Annotated in this window: 25 protein-coding genes and 1 other annotated feature; of the genes, 7 read left to right on the top strand and 18 right to left on the bottom strand. The window is 26.7% G+C overall.

The features are described 5' to 3' along the window. Positions 1-10: 10 nt before the first annotated feature. The 10 genes from J2S18_RS14365 to fni all read right to left on the bottom strand — a co-directional run bounded on the left by J2S18_RS14365 (position 11) and on the right by fni (position 11,410). Complete coding sequence (locus J2S18_RS14365; protein ID WP_307487824.1) at positions 11-1,180, bottom strand: aminotransferase class I/II-fold pyridoxal phosphate-dependent enzyme; 1,170 nt, start codon at positions 1,178-1,180, stop codon at positions 11-13. Beyond that, a complete protein-coding gene (locus J2S18_RS14360) occupies positions 1,177-1,659 on the bottom strand; it encodes an Lrp/AsnC family transcriptional regulator (RefSeq protein ID WP_209796083.1) in 483 nt (160 codons plus the stop codon). The genes J2S18_RS14365 and J2S18_RS14360 overlap by 4 nt, the downstream gene beginning before the upstream one ends. 54 nt (positions 1,660-1,713) lie before the next feature. Then, positions 1,714-1,983, bottom strand: a binding site (T-box leader). A gap of 64 nt (positions 1,984-2,047) precedes the next feature. After that, positions 2,048-3,361, bottom strand: coding sequence for a sodium-dependent transporter (locus tag J2S18_RS14355; protein ID WP_307487822.1), 1,314 nt, complete (start codon positions 3,359-3,361; stop codon positions 2,048-2,050). A 438-nt stretch (positions 3,362-3,799) separates the two neighbouring features. Next, positions 3,800-4,189: a hypothetical protein gene (locus J2S18_RS14350; RefSeq protein ID WP_307487821.1), complete on the bottom strand. Its 390-nt coding sequence runs from the start codon at positions 4,187-4,189 to the stop codon at positions 3,800-3,802. Between the two features lie 132 nt (positions 4,190-4,321). After that, complete coding sequence (locus J2S18_RS14345; RefSeq protein ID WP_307487820.1) at positions 4,322-5,755, bottom strand: aminotransferase class I/II-fold pyridoxal phosphate-dependent enzyme; 1,434 nt, start codon at positions 5,753-5,755, stop codon at positions 4,322-4,324. 138 nt (positions 5,756-5,893) lie between these two features. Further along, positions 5,894-7,069: an MFS transporter gene (locus tag J2S18_RS14340; RefSeq protein WP_307487818.1), complete on the bottom strand. Its 1,176-nt coding sequence runs from the start codon at positions 7,067-7,069 to the stop codon at positions 5,894-5,896. 403 nt (positions 7,070-7,472) lie between these two features. Next, positions 7,473-8,684, bottom strand: coding sequence for a M16 family metallopeptidase (locus J2S18_RS14335; protein WP_307487816.1), 1,212 nt, complete (start codon positions 8,682-8,684; stop codon positions 7,473-7,475). A gap of 37 nt (positions 8,685-8,721) precedes the next feature. After that, positions 8,722-10,077, bottom strand: a complete 1,356-nt coding sequence (scfB, locus tag J2S18_RS14330) for a thioether cross-link-forming SCIFF peptide maturase (RefSeq protein ID WP_307487815.1) — start codon at positions 10,075-10,077, stop codon at positions 8,722-8,724. Between the two features lie 68 nt (positions 10,078-10,145). Beyond that, complete coding sequence (gene scfA, locus J2S18_RS14325) at positions 10,146-10,283, bottom strand: six-cysteine ranthipeptide SCIFF (RefSeq protein ID WP_035279055.1); 138 nt, start codon at positions 10,281-10,283, stop codon at positions 10,146-10,148. A gap of 86 nt (positions 10,284-10,369) precedes the next feature. After that, positions 10,370-11,410 carry a type 2 isopentenyl-diphosphate Delta-isomerase gene (fni, locus tag J2S18_RS14320; protein WP_307487810.1) on the bottom strand — a complete coding sequence of 347 codons (1,041 nt, stop codon included), beginning with the start codon at positions 11,408-11,410 and terminating at the stop codon, positions 10,370-10,372. 181 nt (positions 11,411-11,591) lie between these two features. Between fni and J2S18_RS14315 the strand changes: the two genes are divergently transcribed. Next, on the top strand, positions 11,592-12,326 hold the full coding sequence (locus J2S18_RS14315; protein WP_307487808.1) for an MBL fold metallo-hydrolase: 735 nt from the start codon (positions 11,592-11,594) through the stop codon (positions 12,324-12,326). Positions 12,327-12,473: 147 nt separating this feature from the next. On the opposite strand, the gene J2S18_RS14310 is transcribed toward J2S18_RS14315, so the two are convergent. Both J2S18_RS14310 and J2S18_RS14305 read right to left on the bottom strand, forming a co-directional pair. Next, positions 12,474-13,805: an FAD-dependent oxidoreductase gene (locus J2S18_RS14310; protein ID WP_307487806.1), complete on the bottom strand. Its 1,332-nt coding sequence runs from the start codon at positions 13,803-13,805 to the stop codon at positions 12,474-12,476. A gap of 219 nt (positions 13,806-14,024) precedes the next feature. Continuing rightward, entirely contained in the window at positions 14,025-14,933 is a 909-nt protein-coding gene (locus tag J2S18_RS14305; protein ID WP_307487804.1) for a DMT family transporter, read from the bottom strand. Positions 14,934-15,340: 407 nt separating this feature from the next. Between J2S18_RS14305 and J2S18_RS14300 the strand changes: the two genes are divergently transcribed. Continuing rightward, positions 15,341-16,759 (top strand): tetratricopeptide repeat protein, encoded by a 1,419-nt coding sequence (locus J2S18_RS14300; protein ID WP_307487802.1) that lies wholly within the window; start codon positions 15,341-15,343, stop codon positions 16,757-16,759. Between the two features lie 35 nt (positions 16,760-16,794). Here J2S18_RS14300 and J2S18_RS14295 read toward each other — a convergent pair whose 3' ends face one another. Beyond that, positions 16,795-17,841 carry a polysaccharide deacetylase family protein gene (locus tag J2S18_RS14295; protein ID WP_307487801.1) on the bottom strand — a complete coding sequence of 349 codons (1,047 nt, stop codon included), beginning with the start codon at positions 17,839-17,841 and terminating at the stop codon, positions 16,795-16,797. A 325-nt stretch (positions 17,842-18,166) separates the two neighbouring features. Between J2S18_RS14295 and fba the strand changes: the two genes are divergently transcribed. Continuing rightward, positions 18,167-19,030 (top strand): class II fructose-1,6-bisphosphate aldolase, encoded by an 864-nt coding sequence (gene fba / locus J2S18_RS14290; protein ID WP_307487799.1) that lies wholly within the window; start codon positions 18,167-18,169, stop codon positions 19,028-19,030. Between the two features lie 59 nt (positions 19,031-19,089). On the opposite strand, the gene J2S18_RS14285 is transcribed toward fba, so the two are convergent. Both J2S18_RS14285 and J2S18_RS14280 read right to left on the bottom strand, forming a co-directional pair. After that, positions 19,090-19,554, bottom strand: coding sequence for a L,D-transpeptidase (locus J2S18_RS14285; RefSeq protein ID WP_307487797.1), 465 nt, complete (start codon positions 19,552-19,554; stop codon positions 19,090-19,092). A 136-nt stretch (positions 19,555-19,690) separates the two neighbouring features. Beyond that, positions 19,691-20,032: a hypothetical protein gene (locus tag J2S18_RS14280; protein ID WP_307487795.1), complete on the bottom strand. Its 342-nt coding sequence runs from the start codon at positions 20,030-20,032 to the stop codon at positions 19,691-19,693. 204 nt (positions 20,033-20,236) lie between these two features. On the opposite strand from J2S18_RS14280, the gene J2S18_RS14275 reads away from it, so the two are divergent. The 3 genes from J2S18_RS14275 to J2S18_RS14265 are packed head-to-tail and all read left to right on the top strand — an operon-like array spanning position 20,237 to position 21,283. Next, a complete protein-coding gene (locus J2S18_RS14275) occupies positions 20,237-20,434 on the top strand; it encodes a spore coat associated protein CotJA (RefSeq protein ID WP_307487793.1) in 198 nt (65 codons plus the stop codon). A gap of 20 nt (positions 20,435-20,454) precedes the next feature. Next, positions 20,455-20,703 carry a spore coat protein CotJB gene (locus J2S18_RS14270; protein ID WP_307487791.1) on the top strand — a complete coding sequence of 83 codons (249 nt, stop codon included), beginning with the start codon at positions 20,455-20,457 and terminating at the stop codon, positions 20,701-20,703. 16 nt (positions 20,704-20,719) lie between these two features. Continuing rightward, entirely contained in the window at positions 20,720-21,283 is a 564-nt protein-coding gene (locus J2S18_RS14265; RefSeq protein ID WP_307487789.1) for a manganese catalase family protein, read from the top strand. An 81-nt stretch (positions 21,284-21,364) separates the two neighbouring features. Here the strand turns inward: J2S18_RS14265 and J2S18_RS14260 are convergent, their stop codons facing one another. Next, a complete protein-coding gene (locus J2S18_RS14260; RefSeq protein ID WP_307487787.1) occupies positions 21,365-22,573 on the bottom strand; it encodes a multidrug efflux MFS transporter in 1,209 nt (402 codons plus the stop codon). A gap of 354 nt (positions 22,574-22,927) precedes the next feature. On the opposite strand from J2S18_RS14260, the gene J2S18_RS14255 reads away from it, so the two are divergent. Further along, the gene (locus J2S18_RS14255) at positions 22,928-23,083 is read left to right on the top strand and encodes a hypothetical protein (protein WP_307487786.1); all 156 of its coding nucleotides are present in this window, start codon (positions 22,928-22,930) and stop codon (positions 23,081-23,083) included. 72 nt (positions 23,084-23,155) lie between these two features. Here J2S18_RS14255 and J2S18_RS14250 read toward each other — a convergent pair whose 3' ends face one another. Then, the gene (locus tag J2S18_RS14250) at positions 23,156-23,569 is read right to left on the bottom strand and encodes a UDP-N-acetylglucosamine pyrophosphorylase (RefSeq protein ID WP_307487784.1); all 414 of its coding nucleotides are present in this window, start codon (positions 23,567-23,569) and stop codon (positions 23,156-23,158) included. 84 nt (positions 23,570-23,653) lie between these two features. Continuing rightward, positions 23,654-24,457: a zinc transporter ZupT gene (gene zupT, locus J2S18_RS14245; protein ID WP_307487783.1), complete on the bottom strand. Its 804-nt coding sequence runs from the start codon at positions 24,455-24,457 to the stop codon at positions 23,654-23,656. Between the last annotated feature and the right edge of the window lie 121 nt (positions 24,458-24,578).

Genomic DNA, 24,578 nt, shown 5'->3' with positions numbered 1-24,578 from the left:
CCCTTTATAATTATTTTTTATATTTGTAAACGAATTTTGTTATTCTCTTTACAGCCTCCATTAAATCTTCCATAGATGCAGCATAACATGCTCTTATAAAACCTTCTCCACAATCTCCAAAAGCATTTCCTGGAACTACTAAAACTTTCTCTTCCATTAAAAGTTTTTCACAAAATTCATCTGAAGTCATACCTGTTTGCTTAATACATGGAAAAACATAAAGAGCTCCTAAAGGTTCAAAACAATCTAAACCCATTTTTCTAAACCCATTAACTAAAACCCTTCTTCTTCTATTATAATCATTTGCCATTTCTTTTACACTATCATCTCCATGTTTAAGTGCTTCAATTGCAGCATATTGAGCTGTAGTTGGTGAACACATAATTCCATATTGATGAATTTTTTTCATAGCATCTATTAAAACTTTATTTCCGCAAGCATATCCAAGTCTCCAACCTGTCATTGCATAAGCTTTAGAAAATCCATTTATTATAAGGGTTTTATCTTTAACCTCTTCAAATTCTGCTATTGATACATGTTCCTTATCATAAGATAATTCTGAATATATTTCATCAGACAGAATAACTATATCCTTATCCTTTAATACATCAACTATTTTTGATAGTTCTTCCTTTGTCATTATTGCTCCTGTTGGATTATTAGGAAAAGGCAGTATTACAACTTTAGTTTTTTCTGTAATTGCATTTTCAAGCATTTCTGGTTTAAGTTTAAAATCATCCTCTGCTTTTAAATTAATTACCTTTGATGTTGCTCCAGTAAAAGCAGTACATCCTTTATAAGCTACAAAGCTTGGTTCTGGTATTATAACTTCATCTCCAGGACCAACTAAAGCTCTAAGGGCTAAATCTATTCCTTCACTTCCACCAACAGTTACTAAAATTTCATCTTCTGCTCTATATGAAACTCCTATTTTTCTCTTCATATAATTTGAAATTTCTTCTCTAAGTTCAATAAATCCAGCATTTGAAGAATAATGAGTATGCCCCTTTTCTAAAGAATAAATTCCAGCTTCTACTACATTCCAAGGTGTTACAAAATCTGGCTCACCAACTCCTAAAGATATAACATCTTCCATTTCATTTATCATATCAAAATATTTTCTTATGCCTGAAGGGGGCATATTTTTTACATTATCTAAAATCATATTTTCCATTATCATATAAATATAGCCTCCCTATCTTCTATCTTCTTATCCTTAAATATTGTTCCATGGTCTTTATATTTTTTAAGAACAAAATGTGTTGCTGTTCCTTGAACATATTCTTGTACAGCAAGTTTTTCTGATACAAACATTGCAACTTCCTTCATAGTTTTTCCTTCAACAATTACTGTTAAATCAAAACCTCCTGAACTCATTAAATAACATGCATTAACATTTTTAAATTTATATATTCTTTCAGCAACTTTATCAAAACCTTGCCCTCTTTGTGGAGTTATTTTAACTTCTATTAGTGCTGTAACTGTTTCTTTACCTGTATTTTCCCAATTAATTAAAGTAGTATATCCTGCAATTATATTTTTTTCTTCATAATCTCTTATAGCATCTCTAACTTCTTCAACTGTTTTACCAGTCATTATAGCTATTTCTTCATCACTATATCTACTATTTTTTTCTAATACCTCTAGAATTTCTTCCATTTTCATTCCTCCTATATTAAATATATTTTTAAATAAAAAAAATCCTCATCCCCAAAAAGGGACGAAGATTATTAACAATTTCGCGGTACCACCCTAATAAGTAACTATATCACTATAAATACTCACTTAGTAAGAATACAAACATATTCTTCCCTCGTTAACGGGAGGTTACGGCTCTACTTAATTAAGTATATTTAAAATACTTAGTTCTCAATAGGCAATTCCAAGGCTGCTTCCATAAGGGATACTTACTAAAGTTACAGCAAAATCTTTAGCTCTCTTAAAGTATCTTTCTAATGTACTCTTCCTCTTCACAATTTTTTTACATTTATTATTTTCTATATTATATGACTATATTTTTATAAATTCAATAGTTTTTTTATTATTTTTATCCAATACCCCCTAAAATAATTCCTAAAATTATTATTATTATTGTTATTGAAACAAATCCGTATTTTGCAAAATAATAAAATTTATCTCCTAATTTCTTACTTCCTCCATTATTTATTTCAGCTAAAACATCCTTTTTATTTAATACATAATAAAATACTATCATTGTAATTAATGCTCCAATAGGAGAAAGTATTATAGTTATAAAATTAGTAAAATTATTAAAAACATTCATTTCTAAATCTAATGGAATTGATAATATAAATCCTATAATTGCAACTAAAGTTACACATTTTTTTCTGCTTATTTTTATTTGTGACATTAAAGCTTCACAAGGTCCTTCAAGCATTGCTATTGAAGAGCTTATTGCAGCTAAGAATACACTAAAAAAGAAAAATGCAGCTAATATTTGTCCTCCTGGTATTTTTGAAAATATAGTTGGAACTGTAATAAATAAAAGTGGTGGACCTGCTAATGGATCAAGTCCACAAGCAAATACTGCTGGCATTATTACAAATCCTGAAAGAAGTGCTGCAAGTGTATCAAAAATTGCTGTATAAATAGCAGTTCTTGGTATATTAAAGTTTTTTGGAGTATAACTTCCATAAACCACCAAACAACATCCAGTTAAAGAAACTGTAAAGAATGCTTGTCCTAATGCATTTACCCAAGTTTCTAATCTTAATAAATATTCCCATTTTGGTACTAATAAAAATTTAACTCCTTCAATGGCACCTGGTAAAGTTAAAGATCTAATAGCTAAAAGCAATAATATTATAAACATCATAGGCATAATTATTTTATTTATTTTTTCTATTCCTTTTACAACTCCAAAACAAACAATTAGTACTGTTATAAAAACAGCTAAACCATTCCATATAATTGTTTCAGGACTTCCAGCAAAACCTTCAAAATATTTAGGTAAATCAACATTTTTGAATTCTCCTGATGCACTAATAAAGAAATATTTTAATATCCACCCTACTACTACATTGTAAAACATAAATATTCCAAATAAGCCAAGTACAGGTATAATACCAATTAATTTTCCTCCAACTAATCCTTTTTTCTTAAAAGCTATTTTTGTACTTTCTAAATTTCCTCTTCCAAACATTCTCCCAAAAGAAAATTCAGTTATAAGCCCTGTTGTTCCAAGTACTAATACAAAGAAAAGATATGGTATTAAAAATACTGCTCCACCATTGCTACCCATCCTATAAGGAAACATCCATATGTTACCTAAACCTATTGCTGCACCTACACAGGATAAAATAAATCCTCTACTACTTTTAAAATTTTCTCTTTTACTCATTCTAATCCCCCCAAAATACAAAAATGCCACATAGATTATTCTATGTGGCAAAACAAAAGCCACATAGTATTCCTATGTGGCTTAATTATTACTTAATTTAGAAACTTAGCCACCATAGATACATCTCCCTTATGTTAAGGTCTGTATCTATGATGATTCACAAATACAAACCCTATCTAAAGTAGCTAAAGAAATTTATGTTATTTAATTTTGCTATATTTTTAGATATTGTATTCATAATCATCCTCCTAAGTTTTTTATGATTATATCATTTAAAACGTTAAATGTCTATACAAATAATATAATTTAATTCTATTTTTTAATATTTTTTCATTTTTAAGGATTTATTTTATTATTTTTAACTTAATAATATTTTATACAAAACTAAAGACTATAAAGCAAAAAACTTTATAGTCTTTATAATAGATAAATGATCAATTATCTACAGTTCCAAAAATCACTGCAATCCCAATCATCCCTGTCATCATCTCTATGACATTCTATTGTTTTGTCACAAACACAATTAGTTTTTTCTAACATTTCTCTAAGTTTTCTAATTAAACATTCAACTTCCTTAGTTCTTTCTTCAACTTGTTCATCTAAAAATTCAGCTTTTTCTTTAAACTTTTCAGATTCTTCTTGAAGACAAATTATTTCTCTTATCTTTTTGATAATGCAGTCTACTAATTTTAAATCTCTTTCTGACATTTCATCTAAGCATTTTTCTAATTTTTCACACTTATTTTTCTTTTTAGGTTCACAGCAACACTTATTACTTCCTAAATTACATCTATTGCTTCCAGAACAACATCTACTATTTCTAGCCATAACACAATCTCCTCTCTTTTGTATACCTAATTTTTATCCCTAATACAATATATGAGTGACTATTATTATTGTTACAGCTTAAATATTTAGCTATATTTTATGATAATTTAAATTTTAGATAAAACTATAAGACTATCTTATTAAGCAATCTAAAGTTTCATTAGCTATTATTTTAACCTTTCCATTGTATACTCCTATTACATCTTTATTGTTACTTATATAATCAGAAACTATATTAACTACTTCCTTTGTTATTATTTCTCCTGGAGAAACTAAAGGAATACCTGGTGGATAAGGTACTATACTCTCCTTTGCTATACATCCAATTGAATCTTCTATTTTTAAAGTTTTCTCTTTCTTTTTAAATACCTCATAAGGTTCAAAAACTTTTTCAGGAGTTATTTTTGAAAATTTTGAATATGTTTTTTCCTTTAACTCTTCCATATTTAAATTTTCTATAACAGAGTATATTTTTTCAAAATCTGAATCTTTATTAAAAGTTGAAAAAATTAAAACTTCCCCTCTTGAAAAACTCATCTCCCCTTGAATTTTTTTACTTCTTAAATAATCATGAAGTTTATGTCCACTATATCCCTTTGGAAGTAATATTAAATATCTACTTAAATCTATTTCATAACCTTCTTTTAAATCCTCTGGTAAAAGTATATGAACCTTTCCTAAAGAATTAATTTTATCTCTCCATATTTTAGCTCTATTAATTAATTTATTATAATCAGTTTCTCCATAATTATCCAAATAATATCTTCCATAATCTAAAGATGCCATTAATAAATAAGATGGGGATGTTGTTAAAAATGCATTAAAGTAAAATTCCACATCACTTTCTAAATCATTTACTATTAAATATCCTCCTTGAGTTAAAGAAGGTATTGTTTTATGTGCACTTAAAATTGTGTAATCTGCTATATCTGTTACCCTTTTAGGTAATTTTTCACTTATACTAAAGTGTGCTCCATGTGCTCCATCAATTATTATTTTAAGTCCCTTTTTCTTTAAATCTTTAATTATATTTTCAATATTATAGCTTATTCCAAAATAATTAGGATAAGTTAATATTACTCCCTTTGGATTTTTAGAAGCTTTAATTGCTTCATAAATATTTTTTTCATCTGGTGGAAGAAATATCTCTCTATCTTCATCTATTACAGGCTCTATATAAGTTACTTTAAGTTTTCTTAATATAAGTCCATTATAAATAGATTTATGGCAGTTTCTTTCAACTATTACTTCATCACCTTCATTGAAAGCACTAAAAATTGAAATAAGATTACCACCAGAACTTCCATTAACCATAAAAAAAGCCTTTTTCCCTCCATAGGTTTTTGCTAAAAGCTCCTGACTCTCTTTAATTACTCCCTCTGGATGATGGAGATTATCTAAAGGATCATTTTCTGTAATATCTAAAAATCCCATATTATTTGCAAATTCTTTTCCTAAATCATCTTTTAAAAATCCAATACCACATTTATTTCCAGGCATTGAAAGTATTAAATTTTCTTCTTTATGATATTTTAATAAAGCTTCAAGTAATGGTGCTTTTTTCATAATATTTTCTCCTTAATACAAAATAAGTAATTTCAATTATTTATATATAAATTCCATATAAAATTGCAATTTAACTATTTTATTATACATTATTTTTTAAAACTGTATTTTAGATGAATATTAAAATTAATCCTTTATTTAGTTTTTAAGTTTTTTAACTATATAAAAATTCATAAAAGATACTAATAAAACAAAAATACCAATTATAAAGAATGAACACCTTAAATTAAAATTCTCACCTATAACCCCAGCTAATGGGAAAAATACTATCATACCTATTGAAAACATCATACTATCAATTGATATTATAGTTGCTCTTTGTTTTGAAGGTATTATTGAATTTACTTTATTTGAACTTATGGGGTAAAGCATAGCTGTAAATATGCCCAAAAGCCAAAACATCAAAACAGATAATACTACTTCTAAGCAGGAAAATAATATTATAGAAATTCCTATACCTAAAGGAATAAACATATATCTATTTCCCTTTAAAAACTTTTCAAATCTATCGCTTATTAATGCTCCTAAAGCTGAAAATACTCCATTTATTAAAAATATTATTGAAATTAAAATTTTGCTTAAACCTAAATCCCTAAAATACTGCTGAGCATAAAAATATATGGTTGAAGAAAACGTAAATATTAATGGAAAATAAATTAAAAGTCTAAGTAACAACTTATTATTTTTTAATATTTTAAAGCTAATTTTAAAATGATCTATTATATTAACTTTATCAATCCTTTCTTTCTTCTCAATTATCCCTATTTCCTTAAATTTTAATGATATTCCTAAAGAACATAATCCAACTAATATAGCAACAATATAACTTATTGAAAAGTTAATTTCTGATAAAATACCCCCAATAAAAACAGCTAGTCCTTGTGCTATTTCTATTATTAAATTTAATCTTCCCGCTATTTTTGTATAATTCTTTTCATCTCCTATTTCCTTTAAACTATCATAAACTAAAGCTTCTTCAGAACCTGAATTTAAATTATAACTAATAGCTTGCGTAATAAAACTAGCTGCAAAGCCTAGAAAACTATTTGAAAATAGCATTATAATACAGGATATTAAAAATCCAATTCTTCCAAATATAATTACTTTTTTTCTTCCAAGTAAATCTGCAAAAGCTCCTGTTGGTATTTCAAATATTAATCCAGTTATATGAAATATACTTTCTAAAAGTCCTATTTCTATTAAATTCATTCCTTTATATCCTAAGTAAAGTATCCAAATTGCAGCAGTTATATCGAAACTTGCAAAAAATCTATAAAAATAATCTACTGTAATATTTTTCTTTATTTTATTCATTATTTTCACTCCAATTTTATTTTTTCCATAAAAAATAGACCATCATAAATTGATTGGTCTTAATTGAAGTTACTGCTTTATGAAAGATTTAGTAAATAAAACTATGTAAATTTCCTAAAAATCTGCGCAGTAACCCAATTTTCATAAAAAGCATATGTTTTTGATAAACAACTGCTTGATAAAATTTCAAATCCTGCATCTTCAGAAAAATTTATCATAATTTTCACCTCTCTTAATTTTAATATATTATACCATGTAAATTTTTTCTAATCAACTAAATTTTATTTTAAAATAATTCTATTAAATTCCTTATAATTTTTAATTAAGTAAAAATAACTCTCCTTTTTCAAAACATAAAATAATAAAAAAGGCTGCCTTAAAGTTTATTAAGACAACCTATATATTATTTAATTATTTCTATTAAAGGTTTTTGTAATACTTTTTTAGCTGTTTTTAAAATGAATTCTAAATTAATATCATTTAAATCCTCTGTTTCAGAAACATATATTTTATAATCTTTAAACATAGTATCATAAGTTGATAATTCTTTAGCTAAAACTATACTTTGCTCTTCTCTAAATAATCTTTTAAGTTTAAAACTCTTTTTCCATGTTAAAACATCATCTTCCTTAAGAGTTTCCTTTAAATTTTCTATATCAGAAATACATTTATCTATTAAATTTAAAGCTTTATAAATATTATCCTTTGAAGTACTAAGAGTTACCTTATAAAATTTAATTCCATTTTCATGACAAACTCTAGTTAAAACATCATAAACTAAGCCATTTTGAGTTCTTAAAACATCAAAAAGTCTTGAATTAATTCCTTCTCCAAAGTATTCATTAAATATTCTAAGTCCTTGTACTTCTTTTTCTGTTAATTTATTAATTGGATACATAATCTGAATTTTAGAAGTTTTAATATCTTCCCTTAAATCTTCAAAAGTTCCACTTACTTCATCTTCATAATAAACTTCATCTATAATATTTTTTTCCTTATTCCAATTACCAAAATATTTTTCAATAATATTTACTAAACTTTCAAATTCTAGTGAAGTAACAATAGCAATTGAAGTATTACTTGGGAAATATACTTTATTATAAAATTCTTTTATATCCTCTAAAGTTAATGATTTTAATGAATGGAATGTTCCTATTATAGGATATTTTATTCTCCTTTTATTAAAGGCATTTAAAAATAATTTATCCTCTAAATATTGTTCTATATCCTCGTCCCATTCCTTAAGTTCTTCAACTATTACATCCATCTCTTCTTTAAATCCCTCTTTAGGAAATGTTGGATTTATAATAATATCTGAAAAAACATCTATTCCTTTTTCAAAATCCTCCCCTAAAAGAGTTCCATAATATATTACATAAGGATAGTTTGTCATGGCATTATGAAAACCAAAAATTCCACTTAACTCCTTATTAATATCCCCTTCACTTCTTTTATTAGTTCCTTTAAAAACCATATGTTCAGTGGCATGGGCTACTCCATATTTTTCCCCTTCACTTAATGCTCCTCCCTCTAGAGAAACACATATTGAAGTAAGGTCTGAAGTACTTTTTTTGTATATTAATTTAACTCCATTTTTTAAAATATAATCCTTCAAAGCTATTCAACTCCAAAATTTTTCTAATATTTAAAATTTATTCTGCTGCCTTTAATGCAATTGCACATTCAATTCTCTTCTTTTGCATTTTACATCCTATTTCATAAGGAATAGTTATATCATTATTAAAGTTTAAGTTGTTTGCTTGACAGCCTCCACTACAATAGAATCTAGCCCAGCAATCTCTACATTTTGGCTTATTGTATATATGTGCCTTCTTAAACTTTTTAGCTAATTCTGTATTATAAGTATCATCATATATTGTTCCAAGTTTATATTCTTCCTTACCAACAAATTGATGACATGGGTAAACTTCTCCTTGAGGAGTTATTGCAACATATTCAAAACCTGCTCCACAACCAGAAATTCTCTTATATACACAAGGTCCTCCATTTAGATCTATATTAAAGTGATAGAATCTAAATTCATCCCCCTCTTTCTTTCTTCTAACCATTTCATCATATAACTTGTCATAGTTATTAAATATTGTAGGTAAATCCTCTTCTCTTAATGAAAGTGGATGTTCATCTGGTAATACAACTGGTTCTATTGATATTTCTCTAAAACCTTCATTTGCCATAGCCATAACATCTTCATAAAAATCTGTATTAGCTCTTGTAAATGTTCCTCTTACATAGAACATTTTATCCTTATTTCTCTTTTCAACCATCTTTTTAATATTTGGAAGAATATCATCATATGAACCTGAACCATCAACTTTAATTCTTACATTATCATTTACTTCTTTTCTTCCGTCTAATGAAAGAATTATATTTCCCATTTCTTTATCCATGTAATCCATCATTTCTTCATTTAAAAGAGTGGCATTTGTTGTCATTGTAAATCTTATATTTTTGTTCCACTTCTTTTCATTTTCTCTTGCATATTTAATTATTTCTTTAATAGTGTCCATTATAAGAGTTGGTTCTCCACCAAAAAGGTCTATTTCTATATTTTTTCTAGGACCACTTCTCTTAATAACATAATCAATTGCTTTTTTTGCAGTTTCTATATCCATAACACCTTTGTGTCCATGATATTCTCCCTCATCTGCAAAACAATATTTACATCGTAAATTACAACCATGAATTATATTTAAACATACTGCCTTTATATAATCCCTATCATCCATTGAACTATGAGCTATATCTTCATACATATCTTTTGTATAAAGCATTCCCTCATCTACTAACTCTTTTATTTCATCATAAGCTTCACTAACTTCAGCTTCATCATACTTATTTTTTAATTCATTTATAACTAAATTTTTATCTCTTAAACCATTATCATCAACTAAATCATATACTAGTTCATCAACAACGTGAACTGCTCCAGTATTTACATCCAAAACAAAATAATTTTCACCTTGTTTAAATTTATGTATTAATGCCATTTTAAACTCCTCCTGAAATTACATTAATAATTAAGCAGTAACTTAATAATTAAGTTACTGCTTATTTATTAGTTTTCGCACTCTAAGTTTGCAACTGTGCATGAAGTCTTACATGCTGATTGGCATGAGTTTGCACATTCTTTGCATCCTGGTTTCTTTAAACTATTTTTGATATTTGTTTTATTGATTGTCTTTATATGTTTCATATACATACTCCTCCACTACTAACGAATAACATACAAATTATATCACAATTAGTCATTATCTTCTATAATAATTACAATTATCCTAATTAGTTTTTATAATTCTCTATATATTTTTTAATAATTTGTTCATTTTCATAGTAATATTTTACTTTATTAAGGTCCTCTAAAGTTTCACAACCTAAAGATCCCATAAGAATTTTTGTGCTTTCCTTTAAATTTTTTATATATTCTCCTACTTTATCTATTCCACCTTCTAAGTACATTTGAAGTATAGGTCCTGCAATTGCTGTAACCTTACTACCTAAAATTAATGATTTAATTATGTGACTCCCTTTATTAATTCCTCCAGATGATATTATATTCATATTTTTGCTAGCTAATTTACAAAAAATTATAGATTCAGGTGTTGGTATTTCTATTTCTTCTATATCCTCTAAAAATTTATTTTTACTTCTTAAAGCTTCAATTTTAATAAAACTTGTTCCACCTTTTCCACCTACATCTATATATTTTGCACCTACACTTTCAAGTTTCTTGCAGGTTTCAAAACTTATTCCACTTCCAACTTCTTTTAAAATAACAGGAACATCTATATTCTTAATTATATTTTCTATATTTTTTAATATTCCCTTAAAATTTCTATCTCCCTCTCTCATAACTAATTCTTGAGAGGAATTTAAATGAAGTTGTATTCCATCTGCTTCTATTACATCTATTGCTCTTTTTACCTTTTCTAATGAACTTAAAGCACTTAAATTAGAAAGAATAACTCCATCTTTATTATTTTCTCTAACTATTTTGAAAGTTTTTTCTAAAGTTTTATCTTTAAACATTATAGACTGAGAACCTACAGCCATTGGTATATTAAATTCTTTTGATAATTTACTTAAATCCCTATTTATATTAAAACTTAAGTCACAGCCTCCAGTCATTGCATTAATCATTATTGGCATATCTATTTCTTTTCCTAAGAAATTGGTTTTAAGGGATATGTCTTCATAATTTATTTCAGGCAAAGAGTTATTAAAAATTCTTATATCTTTAAAATAATCCTTATTTAAATATGCTTCCTTTGCAAACTTTATATGATCAACTTTCCTATCTTTACTCTTTTTTAAATCATCCATATAATCTCCTTTTAAATAACCTTAAAGTTATTTTCTTTAATCAATACTTATTATATTATAACTAACAATATGTCTTTTAAAATACAATTCTAAAAACTTATTGTAAACCCTATTATATTACCTTACCTATTATATTAAAATTTAATCAAAATAAAATTTAATAATGGAGGTTTACAAAATAATGAATAAACTATCAGTTCTAACATTAAAATTTAATTATAATAATTTTACAAATATAGTCCATCCTGTTGTAGTAAGTGATGATACTAATACTATTTTAATTGATTGCGGTTATCCAAACTCTCTTAAAGAATTAAAGATGGCTCTTAAAGAAAATAATATAGATTTTTATAAATTATCAAAGGTAATTATAACTCATCACGACCATGATCATATGGGAAACTTAGCTGAAATAAAAAAAGAACTACCTAATATTGAAATTATCTCATCTGTTATAGAAAAGCCTTATATAGATGGGAGAAAAAAATCTTTAAGATTAAAACAAGCAGAAGAAAATTATAAATCACTACCTGAAGAAAAGAAGCCTGATGCCTATAAATTTATTGAATTAGTTTCCTCCCTTAAACATGTAAATGTAGATTTTACAGTAAAAGATGGAGATAAATTTTCTTGGTGTGGTGGTATTGAAATTATTGGAACACCTGGTCATATGCCTGGACATATTTCAATATATTTAAAAGCTTTTAAAACATTAGTTGCAGGTGATGAGTTAACAGTAGTAAATGGTAAACTTCAAATGGCTAATCCACAGTATACACTAGATATGAAAGAAGCTATAAAATCTTCTAAAAAGTTTTTAAAATATGATATAGAAGATATTGTCTGCTACCATGGTGGAAAATACAAAAACAATCCTAATGAAGCTTTAATTAATTTAGAAAAAGAATTTAATTAAATTATCTATATAAAGAGATTTAAAAAAACTCTCTCTCTCTCTGCTTATTACACAAATTTATATACATCATAAAAAGGGATTCCCTAAATAGAAATCCCTTTTATTTTACATATTAAAATTTATTTTTTTCTCTTTTATACTTTAATCTTATAGTGCCTTAAGTGCTACTGAATTTAATAAGCTCCAAGGTTTATTAAAGTGTGGTTGGAAGAAGAAATCTGTCATTGCAAGTTCTTCAACTGTCATATCATTTTGAATTACTACTGATAAAGTATTCATAAATTGTGTTAAATCAACTTTTGAAATAATTTGTCCACCTAAAACTCTTCTTGTATCTTTATCAAATACTATTTTAACCATTGCCTTTTCATATGTTGGCATAAATTCTGGTCTATAATTTTCTTCAATAGTAGAACTTCCTACATTTATTCCTTTAACAAGTTTTGCTCCTTCTTCAGTTAAACCTGTTGAAGCTATAGAATTTTCATATATTTTAATACCTGATGTACCTTGAGTACCCATATATTTAATTGTAGGTCCATTAATATTTCTTGCAACTAAAGTTCCCATTCTTACTGCATTTGTAGCAAGTGGAATATATCTATCCTCTTTAGTTGGATTGAATTTAACAACGCAACAATCTCCTGCTGCAAAAACATCTTCTCTGCTTGTTCTCATATATTCATCTATTATTATAGCTCCATTTGGAAGAGTATCTAACTTTCCATTTACTAAAGCTGTACTTGGTCTAAATCCTATACATAATACAACTAAGTCTCCTTCATAAGATCCATTTTCAGTTACAACCTTTTTAACTTTTCCATTTTCTCCTTCAAAGTGTTCAACCTTTTCTCCAAGAACTAGATTTACTCCATGTTCTCTAAATGAAGCTTCTGCAATATCTGTAAATTCTTTATCTAAATATTTTGCCATAATTCTTTCTTCTGCATCAATTAAAGTAACCTTTTTGCCTAGCATTTCAAAGGCTTCTGCAAGTTCAACACCAATATATCCAGCTCCAATTATAACTACATTTTCAGCATTCTTTCCCTTTTCAGTTATATCCTTTGCTTGATTATAATTTTTGCAAAGAACTATATTTTCTAAGTCTCCACCTTCAAATTTTGGAACTATTGGCCATGATCCAACTGTTAAAACTAACTTATCATAACTGTCCTCAAAAATTTCTTCTGTAACTAAATTTTTAACCTTAACCTTTTTATTATCAAAATCTATATCTAAAACATCATGTTTCATATTTGTCTTAACACCAAGTTTAGCTAAGCCTTCTGGTGAATTATAAAACATATCATTTAAATCCTTAACAACATTTCCAACATGAAGTGCTATACCACATGATAAAAATGAAATATTATCATTTCTTTCATAAACTGTAACTTCTGATTCTGGATATAACTCCTTTAAATTTACTACTGTTGCAGTACCTGCATGTGTACATCCTATAACAATAACTTTCATAATTTAATTCCTCCTAAAATCATATAATATTTATTACTATCTAATAATCTTTATCAATATCTTTGATTAAATAATACTTCTTTGAAGCTCATTTGTAAATAGTTTTTTGTTAAAATTTATACAAACATATTAATATACCCATAAAAAAAAGAGATACATAAAAATAATGTATCCTTTTTAAACAAATTTTATTATATTATTAAATAATTGATTATTAATTTATACTTGTAATTGTTCTACTACACCTTTATTTTTTTCCTTAACCTTTTTATTTACTAAAAATGCACTTACTATTATACAAACACTTCCTAAAAATTGTAGACTATTAATTTTTTGTCCAAGTAAAATACAAGCTGCTATAACTCCAACTACAGGTTGAAAATTAACATAAGTTGTAATAACAGTTGGTCCAAGTTTTTGAAGACATCTTATATATAAAACAAAGGCTATTATTGTACAAAATATTGAAAGATATACAATATTAAATATTGTTAATGGTGAAACCATTTTAGGTCTATCTAATAAAAGGGTTGGTGATAAAAATAATGCTCCCCATAATGATTGGTAAGCTGTTATAGTTATTGCACTATATGTTCCCTTAAGTTTACCTATAACTATATTATAAACAATCCAGCTAAATACAGCACAAATTGTCATAACATCCCCAATTGAACCTTCTGAGAAAAGACTTACCTTTCCTCTTGATGCAACTATTAAAAATATTCCAAAAACACTAATTATAACTCCACTGCTTTTATATATATTAAGTTTTTCCTTAAAAAATATTCTTTGAACTAATAATGTAAATACAGGAGTAATTGCTATTAAAACTGAAACATTTAAAGAAGAGGTATAATATACTGCAAAATTTTGAAGAGAAAAATATAGGGCTACTCCAAATACCCCACCTAAAATTAAATATTTCATATCTCCCTTTATAATCTTGTCTCTTTTAAATTTCCATTTTTTTATTAAATATAAAACTCCACCAGCTATTAAAAATCTATAAAAAGCTAATAGTGATGGAGGAACTTCTCTCATTGCTATTTCAGAACTTAAATATGATAATCCCCAAACTATCATTGTTAATAATGCAAGAATATGAAACATTAATTTCTTTTCTTTCATATATATGTCCCCTTTCTCTATTTAAAATACAGATTTCAGTTTAACATAAATTTTTACTTTGTCTACACAAATTTAAATATTTTAAAAAAATATATTTTTTTAAAATTAAAGTATTGTTTCTACATTAAATTCCTCTCTGTAAATTTTTTATTAATTCATTAACATTGTATTATTTTGTTAACATTTACATAAAGTTTAGTGGTATTATTAATAATGTTTATTTAAATATATTTTAAATAATTACTAAAAAGATAAAATTAAATTTTTTATTTTAATTATTTATTTTACTATAAAAAATAATTATGCTTATTTTTTAATGAATTTATATAAAAGAAATACTTTCGCAATAAATTCGTTGACAATATGTATTAAAATAAAAGAGAGGGTGGATTAACTAAGGAGGAACTATGGGTAATTTTGAAAAAAAATTAGATAAAGCTAATAAATATTTTAAAAATAAAAATTATAAGGAAGCTTTAAAAATCTGCGACAAAATTTTGACTAAAGATTATAACAATGAAAAAGCCTTAGAACTTGAAGGTGAGATTTTATTTAAATTAGACAGAATTGATGAAGCAATATTAAATTGGAAAATTAATTCTGAATATAATAATAATCCTACTGCTAAAATGCGTCTTGCAGATATGGACAAAGAAACTAAAGAAAAAGCTTTAAGTTATGATAATTTAAACACTATAAGTAGTATACCAGAAGGTGAAATAGAGGATGTCGTAAATCCTAATGAAGCATCAAAAGAAGGGTCTCCTTCAGCAAACGAAGAAACTCCTAATGCTCCTGATGAAATATGTGAAGAAAGTAATAAAATTAAAGAAGAGCCTACCCTTTCAGAGGATAACATAAAGAAACCAACTGAAAATTTGACTGAAGAGTCAACTAAAGAAAATACTGAAGAAACAGTTACTAATCAAAATGAAAAAGCAACTGAAATACTAGCAGAAGAAATAACTGAACAATCAGCGAAAAACATAGATGAACCTTCCGAAGATGTAAATTTAAATACATCTTCTATTAATGAAGAAAAAAATTCATTTGAAGAAGAAAGTTCAAATGAAAATAATGATAATAATTCACCCAAAACAGAAGAAAACAATAATGATACCTCTAATACTGAGGAAACTTCTAAAAATACTAAAACTTCATTAAGTAAAGGAAAAAAATCTGCAATAATTGCTGTTTGTGCAATTATAATAGTTGCAGCTTCTTATGCCGCAGTAAAACACTTTAATAATACTCCTTCTACAAATAATACTGAGCAAAGTCAAGCTGTTAAAGAAGAAAAAGCAGAGGAAAATCTTAAGGCTAATCTTGATAAAGCAATGAAAGATAAAGATATGAATGCTATTTATACTTTATTAACTGAAGTGCCTAAAGATAAGGTTCCATCTGATGCTAAAGAAACTTATGATCAAGCTACTGATATGATGAAGAAAGATGGAGTAGAAAAATTCTACAATGAAGGTTTAGATAGTTACAAAGATAAAAAATATGATGTAGCCCTAGAAAATCTTTCAAAGGCTTATAAGTTCTGTGATGGAAGTTATTTAGAACCTCATATATTATACTTTATGGGTTCAACATATAATGCATTAGATAAAAAAGATGATGCAGTTAAATATTTTGAAGACTATTTAAAGAAATATCCACATTCAGATTTATATACAGCTGAAGTATTATATAATTTATGCTTGTATTACAATGATAAAGGTGATAAGTCTCAAGCAAAAAAATATGCTCAACAATTAGAAGATTCTTATCCAAGTTCACCATATTATAATGATACATCAAGGAAAATATTATATAACTAAAAAAATAAGGCAAGAATTAAATTCTTGCCTTATTTTTATTTATTATTATTTGTTGAACTTCCTGTTGAATTATTGTTTGCTGGCTTATTACCTGAAGTATTATTAGATTTTTCAAAATAACTCATTGGAGCATTTTTTATTACTTTAAATTTATATCCATTATCTTTAAACATTTTTATTACTTGTGGTAATGCCTTTACTGTTGACTTCTTAGCTGCTGCATCATGCATTAATAAAACTACATGATCTTCTCTTTCCATATAAAATTTAGCTTTAGAAACTAAATGTTCTACTGAATAAGTATTTGATTCTGCATCTCCAGTTTCTGCATCCCAATCAATAGATATTATTCCTTCTTTTCTAAATGCTTCATTTAATTGTTTTAAATGAGGATCATGATAATATGCTCTTGACATATATCCACCTGGCATTCTTAAAACTCTTGAATCAAAATTTGGTCCTAAAATATTTTTCATTTGCTCATTATTTTCATTTATTTCATTCATAAATACTTTTACATTAACACTATTTCCTGGATATAATTTGCGATACTCATGACTAAATGTATGATTAGCTATTGCATTTCCACTATCAATTTCATCCTTTAATAATTTTTGGTTTTCAGGATTATTTTTAAGTTGTGAACCTAATACAAAGAAAGTAGCATGTACATTTTCTTCCTTTAATATTTTTAAAATATTACTTGTATTTTCACTTGGTCCATCATCAAAAGTTAAAAATACTTCCTTTTCATTGTTTATAGGCTTTTTAGATTGCATCATTTTTAAAACATCATTTGCAGGTACAGCATAACTATTAGCTGAATTTATTATATTTTGGCCTTTCATTATATCTGTTGGCTTTGGCTGTTCCTCAGCTGCACTAGTACCATTTTCTCCTGTTTTTCCTTTAGCCTTTTGTTCTGTAACTTGTGAATTACTACTATTTTTGTGATGAGCATAAGCATAAATTCCAACTCCAGACACTAATAGTACAACTAGTATAACACCAGTTATAATTCTCCTTTTTTTAGCTTTTCTTCTTTTTTCAGATCTTCTGTTGTTTTTACCGTTCATTTCCATTTAAATCGTTCCCCTACTTTTTATCTTTTGCATAAGATTTATTTATAATTTCTAATTATAGTATATGTATATATACTACTCTTTATATAAGTAAAAAAAATTAACATTTGGAAACAAAATGATTAATTAATAAAAGGTTAATAATTTTTCTATATTATTATATCTAGTGGAGATAATCTACTTATATGATATCTAATAGGCTAATTTTATATATTTTACTATTTTCATAATTACAATTTTGGGTTATACTACTAGATAGAGAGAAATATATGTAATAGCATCTACTTCTCAAAAAAAATTATATAAATATATGGAGGTTTTGCACATGTTAGTTTCAGCAAAAGAAATGCTAAATAAAGCTAGAGAATGCAAATACGCAGTTGGACAATTCAACATCAACAATTTAGAATGGACTAAAGCTATATTATTGACTGCAGAAGAAAACAGATCACCAGTAATACTAGGAGTATCAGAAGGTGCTGCAAAATATATGTGTGGTTACAGAACAATAGTTGGAATGGTTAACGGAATGTTAGATGAGTTAAACATATCAGTTCCTGTTGCTCTACACTTAGACCACGGTAGCTATGAAGGAGCTCATAAGGCTATTGAAGCTGGATTCTCATCAATTATGTTTGATGGATCACACTATCCATTAGCTGAAAATATAGAAAAAACTTCAGAATTAGTTAAATTAACTTCAGGAAAAGGCTTATCATTAGAAGCTGAAGTTGGTTCAATTGGTGGAGAAGAAGACGGAGTTATTGGAGCTGGAGAAATCGCAGATCCTCAAGAATGTAAACAAATAGCTGATTTAGGTGTTACAATGTTAGCAGCTGGAATCGGAAACATCCACGGAAAATACCCAGCAAACTGGAAGGGACTTAATTTTGAAGCTTTAGCTGCTATAGAAGAAGCTACTGCTCCAATGCCATTAGTTCTTCACGGTGGTACAGGAATTCCTGATGATATGATCAAAAAAGCTATCTCACTTGGAGTTTCAAAAATTAACGTTAATACAGAATGTCAATTAGTATTCCAAGAAGCTACTAGAAAGTACATTGAAGCTGGAAAGGACTTAGAAGGAAAGGGATTTGACCCAAGAAAACTTCTTGCTCCTGGATTTGAAGCTATAAAAGTTTTAGTAAAAGAAAAAATGGAAATGTTCGGTTCAGTTAACAGAGCTTAATATTTATAAAAACCACCTTTTTAGGTGGTTTTTTTATTTACTATACATTAAATTTACTCCTATGCAATTATAACAGTTGTTCCATCTGGTATATTATCATATATCCATTTTGCATTATTTACTTTTAGCCTTATACACCCATGACTTAATGCCATCCCAAGTCTTCCATCAATTACATACTTCCCTGTTTTATCGTAAAGAACTGAATGGTAATAATATCTTCCAATAATTCTAGTGGCATATTTAACACTATATAATTCAGTCCCAAATCCTGGTTTTCTTCCTGTTATATTAAATATACCTTTTATAGTTGGTGTTGATGCTTTACCAACTGTACATATCCATTTATATAGCTGAACCCACATCTCTCCATTCCTTTTAAAAATATAGGTATACTTATTTTCTAATGATGTTGTTATTAAATAGTCTGTTCCACTATTTAATTTATTTTCATTAACAAATTCTGTCATATCAATATTGAAATTTTTATAATTTAAAGAATTATGATACTCATTTGAATCCATATATATTTTATTCCTTATTTAAATTACTATATTTATATTAATATGTTCTTATAAGTAAATTTATAAAAAAAATAAAGAAACATTATTAATAAATTTATTTATTAATTGTGTTTCCTTACTGTATTTATATTATAATTTATTTCATTTTAAGAATTTCTAATCCATTATCAAAATACTCACCAATAGATGAATCAATTAAAAGGCTGTTTATTTCTGTTTCTTTATCTTTCCATCCTCTTAATATATCAAAGGAATTCATAGTTTTTTTGTATAACTCATGTGGAGTATGTATACAATTATTGTTTTCATTTTTTCCTATATGTAAAATAACTTTTATAGCTTTAATTAATTGCATATCTAAATTATTTAAATAATTTATAACATTGTTACTGTTATTACTTAGTCCTTCTTCTCCAGTGCAGTATTCATTAAAAACTTGTGAAATATTTTTAAAATCTACGTAATAATCATTTAACATTAAATGCTTCCCCCTTAATTATCTTTCGTAATAATATGATTATACTATCAAAAAAAATAATTACAATATATTTTAAAATTTAATTTTTTTGTATTCCTTTACTTTTAAAATTTTATTTTATACTATATTTTAGAATCGTCACAAAACTTATTTATTCGCCATAATATGATTGTAAAGCATTGTTTTTGAAGGGACGATTTTTTAATGCACAAATATGATTATGAAAGTTTAATTTGCGACTTAGACATTTTTGATGATTGTAAATCAAAAAAATACTGTTATGCAAAATCATTCATTTTGCCTCAAAAATACGAACATTTATTTCCTCTTGATGAGGCTCTAAAAAAAGGAACAATTTTCAAAGACCTTTATCAGCCATATTATGAAGATGAAAAATGTTAAAAATTTAAGAGGTGATATTTATGTATGAAAAAGATTTGCTAAAGGATATTAGAAAATACCTATTTTATGCTGTAGAACTTAATTTATACCTTGATAACTTTCCTAATAATAAGAAAGCTACAGAAGATTACGAGGAAGTATCTGCTAATTTAAGCTGTTTAGTTAGTGAATATGAAAAAAAATATGGACCACTAACAAACTTTGGTTCCGCTTTTGTAGAAAACCCCAAAAATTGGGTAAATAGCCCATGGCCTTGGGAAAATTGTTAATTAGGAGGATTTTTATATGTGGTATTACACAAAAACATTAGAATATCCAATAAATCTTAAATCTAAAGATCTTAAAATGGCAAAATTTCTTGTATCACAATATGGTGGACCAGATGGCGAATTAAGTGCTGCTCTTAGATATTTAAATCAACGCTATACAATGCCAACTGGAAAATCTAAAGGATTATTAACTGATATAGGAACTGAAGAACTTGCCCATGTTGAAATGATTGCAACTATGATATATCAACTTATGGAAAATGCAACTGTTGATGAACTAAAAAAAGCTGGTCTTGGTGGACATTATACAGACCATGGTAAAGCATTATACTATACTGATGCAACAGGAAACCCATGGACAGCAACTTATATACAAGCTAAAGGTGATGTAATTGCTGATCTTCATGAAGATATGGCAGCAGAACAAAAGGCTAGAGCTACTTATCAATGGTTAATAAACTTAACTGATGACTATGAAATTAAAGAAATTTTAAAATTTTTAAGGGAAAGAGAAATAGTTCATTTCCAAAGATTTGGAGAGGCTTTAATGGATGTTCAAGAGCATATTTGTAAAAAATAATTTTGATTAATTCTTTTACAAATAAAATACCGTAAAATTCTTAATTAAGAGTTTTACGGTATTTTATTTGAATACTATTTTTTAGATACATCTTTTGTATTCAATATTATTCATTCTTCTATAAACTGTTTTATATACCCAAAGTGAATTTAATAAAAGTAATCCACTTGTTATAAAGAATATATATTTTATACCAAATGCTGCAGATATTTGTCCACCTAAAACAGAACCACAAAATGTTCCTAAATATAATGCAGACATATTAAATCCAAAGGCTCTACCTACAATAGCATCAGGAGTTATCTTTTTAATAATTGTATTTATTGAAGGTGTAAGTCCTGCTGCTGCTAATCCTAATATAAAACGAAGTCCCATTAACTGCCAAGGATTCTTTACAAAGGCTTGTGGAATAAATACAATTCCAGCAACTATAAGTGCCACTAGCATAACTTTATGTGCACCAATCCTATCAGATAATCTTCCAAGTCTTCTTGCTGCTAATATATTAGCTAAACCAGAAGTTGAAAAAACTAATCCTGAAATAAAAGCAACATTTGTTGCATTTTTAGATAGGCTTGTTACATACACAGTTATAATAGGTTCTATTGAATAGAATGCTAATTGTAACATAAATGATGTTATAAACATAGAAATTACTAATACTTTATCCGGAATAAGTTCCCAAACCTCTTTAAAATTAAGTACCTTTACTTCTGAAGGTTTAAAATCCTCTTTTACAAAAATTAAAGATGCTATAAATGTAATAAACAATAAAGTACCTATTATGAAAAATTCATTTCTAATTCCTACAACCTGTTCCAAATACCCACCAATTACCGGTCCAAATAATGATCCTGCTATTCCAGCAGTTGATAATGTACCAAGTGCTACTCCAGCATGTTCTCTATTAGTTTGGGTAGCTATTAAAGTTGTACACGCTGTACTATAGCCTGATATAGTTCCTTGTAAAAGTCTAAGAATTATAAGAAATTTTACACTATGTGCAAATCCCATAGAAATTACTACAATTGCCATTCCAAGACTTGCTCTTAAAAGCATTGGCTTTCTTCCATATTTATCTGCAAGCTTTCCCCATATTGGAGAAAATATAGCTGAAGCTACAAAGGTAGCACCAAAAGCTATTCCTGAAATTTGTTCAACTAATTTTATACTTGAAACTCCAAGATCCTTTACATAAATAGGTAAAATAGGTGCTATTTGGCTCATTCCAATCATAGTAACAAAAGTTCCAAACCAACACACAATTAAGTTTCTCTTCCATTTCTCCATAAGCATCTCTCCTATTTTATAATATTAAAACTTATATAATTTTAATATTTTTTAAATATCAATGTGCATTTTTACTATTTAAAACATAATGATTACATTATACCACACTAAATTTTTCTATTTATTAAGTATAAGGATTACACCTATTAAAATTCTCTATAAATTAACAATAAAGTTTTCTTTATTTTATTGATATATCATTAATTTAAAGCCTTTATTTTAATAATTTAATATTTTTATGTCATATTTTCTCTCATTTATTGATAAATTAAAAATTTCAAACTAATATTCCTCTTGCTTTTCTTTCTAAAAAAGGTTATATATAGATTGTAGATTAACAAAGGAGTGATATTTATGTGTTTTTTTGGTAAGAGTAAAAAATTTAATTTTGAGGACATTCAAAAATTAGAAGAAGTGAAATTATATAAGGATGAGCCATACGACTATAGGGAAATTAGAAACGAAAGTGCCCCTTCATTAATACTCAAGTCAAAAGCCATAAATATATAATCTTAAAATTGAATTTAATAACTAATTAAAGTAAAGAGGTGAATATAATTTATATTCACCTCTTATTTTTAACTATATAAGTTTTGAAACCTCATCTACAGTAGCATTTATCTTAAACATTAAATCTTCATCTATTCTTAATTTACATTCCTCATCATTTATTTTTATTGTATCAATATTTAAATTTCTAGGACGTAATTCCTTATATCTTGTTGATGATAAATCTATATTAAACTTTGAGTTTTTTGCTCCTGTAATTTTAATAGGAGTTCCCTCTTCATTATTACCTTTAACTCTTATAGTTATAATATTATTCCCTTTACTTTTACAAGCACCTTCCACTGGTGTTCCTTCAATAAGAGCTTCTCCATTAAGTGTCATCCATCCACCACTTAATTTTATCTTAGCTAATAAGTCTAATTTATATTGTTCTCCTAATTTTTTTAGAAGTTCACCTAATTCATTTATAGTTAATTCAAATTTCATATTAAAATTACCTTTATAACCTTTCTTATTAAATTTCTTTATATATTAATTATACAATTTATATTTAATAAATCCATACTATTATTACATAAACAATAATAAACTTATTGCCATAACAGCCATACCTGCAACTAATCCATAAATAGACAGATGATGTTCTCCATATTTTCTTGCAGTTGGTAATAATTCATCTATAGATATAAATACCATAATACCTGCAACTGCTGCAAGAAGTACTCCTAATGTTACGTCATTAAAAATATTTCTAAGTAAAAGATATCCAATTATTGCACCTACAGGTTCAGACATTCCTGAAAGAAATGAATATATAAATGCCTTTTTCTTATCCCCTGTTGCATAATAAATAGGAACTGAAACTGATATCCCTTCTGGTATATTATGAATAGCTATTGCTATAGTTATTGGTATTGCTACACTTGCATTATCTAAAGCTGATACAAAGGTAGCTAGTCCCTCTGGAAAATTGTGTATTGCTATTGCTAGAGCTGTAAATATTCCAGTTCTTAAAAGATGTTTATTTTTCTTAACCTCTTCATCATTTACATCCTCCATTGACTTTACTTCATGAGGATTTTCTTTATTTGGCACTAATTTATCTATAATAGCTATAACTGCTATTCCACCAAAAAATGAAAGAACAGTTATAAAACTTCCAAGCTTCAATCCCATTGCACCTACTAATGATTCTTTTGCTTCTTGAAATATTTCTATCATAGAAACATAAATCATTACTCCAGCTGAAAAACCTAAGCTTACAGAAAGAAATTTTGTATTAGTTTTCTTAGCAAAAAATGCTATACAACTACCTATTCCAGTTGCTAATCCTGCAAGCAAAGTTAATAAAAATGCTGTTGTTACATTACTCATACCGATCTCCTTTCAACTGATAATTATTTTCATTTAATTATAAGTTATTTACTCGGATTTGTCTATAGCAAAAATTAATACTTGGAAAACACTTCTAAAAATATAAAACTGATTTATGTTT

This window comes from Eubacterium multiforme, from assembly GCF_030813415.1.
Classification (GTDB): Bacteria; Bacillota; Clostridia; order Clostridiales; family Clostridiaceae; genus Clostridium; species Clostridium multiforme.
Note: the sequence above shows the minus strand (reverse complement) of the source record. Positions and strands in the feature narration are given on the sequence as shown.

Coding starts and splice junctions, on each gene's coding strand:
- J2S18_RS14365 (WP_307487824.1), bottom strand. CDS start 1,180: ATGATAATGGAAAATATGATTTTAGATAATGTAAAAAATATGCCCCCT.
- J2S18_RS14360 (WP_209796083.1), bottom strand. CDS start 1,659: ATGGAAGAAATTCTAGAGGTATTAGAAAAAAATAGTAGATATAGTGAT.
- J2S18_RS14355 (WP_307487822.1), bottom strand. CDS start 3,361: ATGAGTAAAAGAGAAAATTTTAAAAGTAGTAGAGGATTTATTTTATCC.
- J2S18_RS14350 (WP_307487821.1), bottom strand. CDS start 4,189: ATGGCTAGAAATAGTAGATGTTGTTCTGGAAGCAATAGATGTAATTTA.
- J2S18_RS14345 (WP_307487820.1), bottom strand. CDS start 5,755: ATGAAAAAAGCACCATTACTTGAAGCTTTATTAAAATATCATAAAGAA.
- J2S18_RS14340 (WP_307487818.1), bottom strand. CDS start 7,069: ATGAATAAAATAAAGAAAAATATTACAGTAGATTATTTTTATAGATTT.
- scfB (WP_307487815.1), bottom strand. CDS start 10,077: ATGGCATTAATACATAAATTTAAACAAGGTGAAAATTATTTTGTTTTG.
- scfA (WP_035279055.1), bottom strand. CDS start 10,283: ATGAAACATATAAAGACAATCAATAAAACAAATATCAAAAATAGTTTA.
- fni (WP_307487810.1), bottom strand. CDS start 11,410: ATGGATGATTTAAAAAAGAGTAAAGATAGGAAAGTTGATCATATAAAG.
- J2S18_RS14315 (WP_307487808.1), top strand. CDS start 11,592: ATGAATAAACTATCAGTTCTAACATTAAAATTTAATTATAATAATTTT.
- J2S18_RS14310 (WP_307487806.1), bottom strand. CDS start 13,805: ATGAAAGTTATTGTTATAGGATGTACACATGCAGGTACTGCAACAGTA.
- J2S18_RS14305 (WP_307487804.1), bottom strand. CDS start 14,933: ATGAAAGAAAAGAAATTAATGTTTCATATTCTTGCATTATTAACAATG.
- J2S18_RS14300 (WP_307487802.1), top strand. CDS start 15,341: ATGGGTAATTTTGAAAAAAAATTAGATAAAGCTAATAAATATTTTAAA.
- J2S18_RS14295 (WP_307487801.1), bottom strand. CDS start 17,841: ATGGAAATGAACGGTAAAAACAACAGAAGATCTGAAAAAAGAAGAAAA.
- fba (WP_307487799.1), top strand. CDS start 18,167: ATGTTAGTTTCAGCAAAAGAAATGCTAAATAAAGCTAGAGAATGCAAA.
- J2S18_RS14285 (WP_307487797.1), bottom strand. CDS start 19,554: ATGGATTCAAATGAGTATCATAATTCTTTAAATTATAAAAATTTCAAT.
- J2S18_RS14280 (WP_307487795.1), bottom strand. CDS start 20,032: ATGTTAAATGATTATTACGTAGATTTTAAAAATATTTCACAAGTTTTT.
- J2S18_RS14275 (WP_307487793.1), top strand. CDS start 20,237: ATGCACAAATATGATTATGAAAGTTTAATTTGCGACTTAGACATTTTT.
- J2S18_RS14270 (WP_307487791.1), top strand. CDS start 20,455: ATGTATGAAAAAGATTTGCTAAAGGATATTAGAAAATACCTATTTTAT.
- J2S18_RS14265 (WP_307487789.1), top strand. CDS start 20,720: ATGTGGTATTACACAAAAACATTAGAATATCCAATAAATCTTAAATCT.
- J2S18_RS14260 (WP_307487787.1), bottom strand. CDS start 22,573: ATGGAGAAATGGAAGAGAAACTTAATTGTGTGTTGGTTTGGAACTTTT.
- J2S18_RS14255 (WP_307487786.1), top strand. CDS start 22,928: ATGTGTTTTTTTGGTAAGAGTAAAAAATTTAATTTTGAGGACATTCAA.
- J2S18_RS14250 (WP_307487784.1), bottom strand. CDS start 23,569: ATGAAATTTGAATTAACTATAAATGAATTAGGTGAACTTCTAAAAAAA.
- zupT (WP_307487783.1), bottom strand. CDS start 24,457: ATGAGTAATGTAACAACAGCATTTTTATTAACTTTGCTTGCAGGATTA.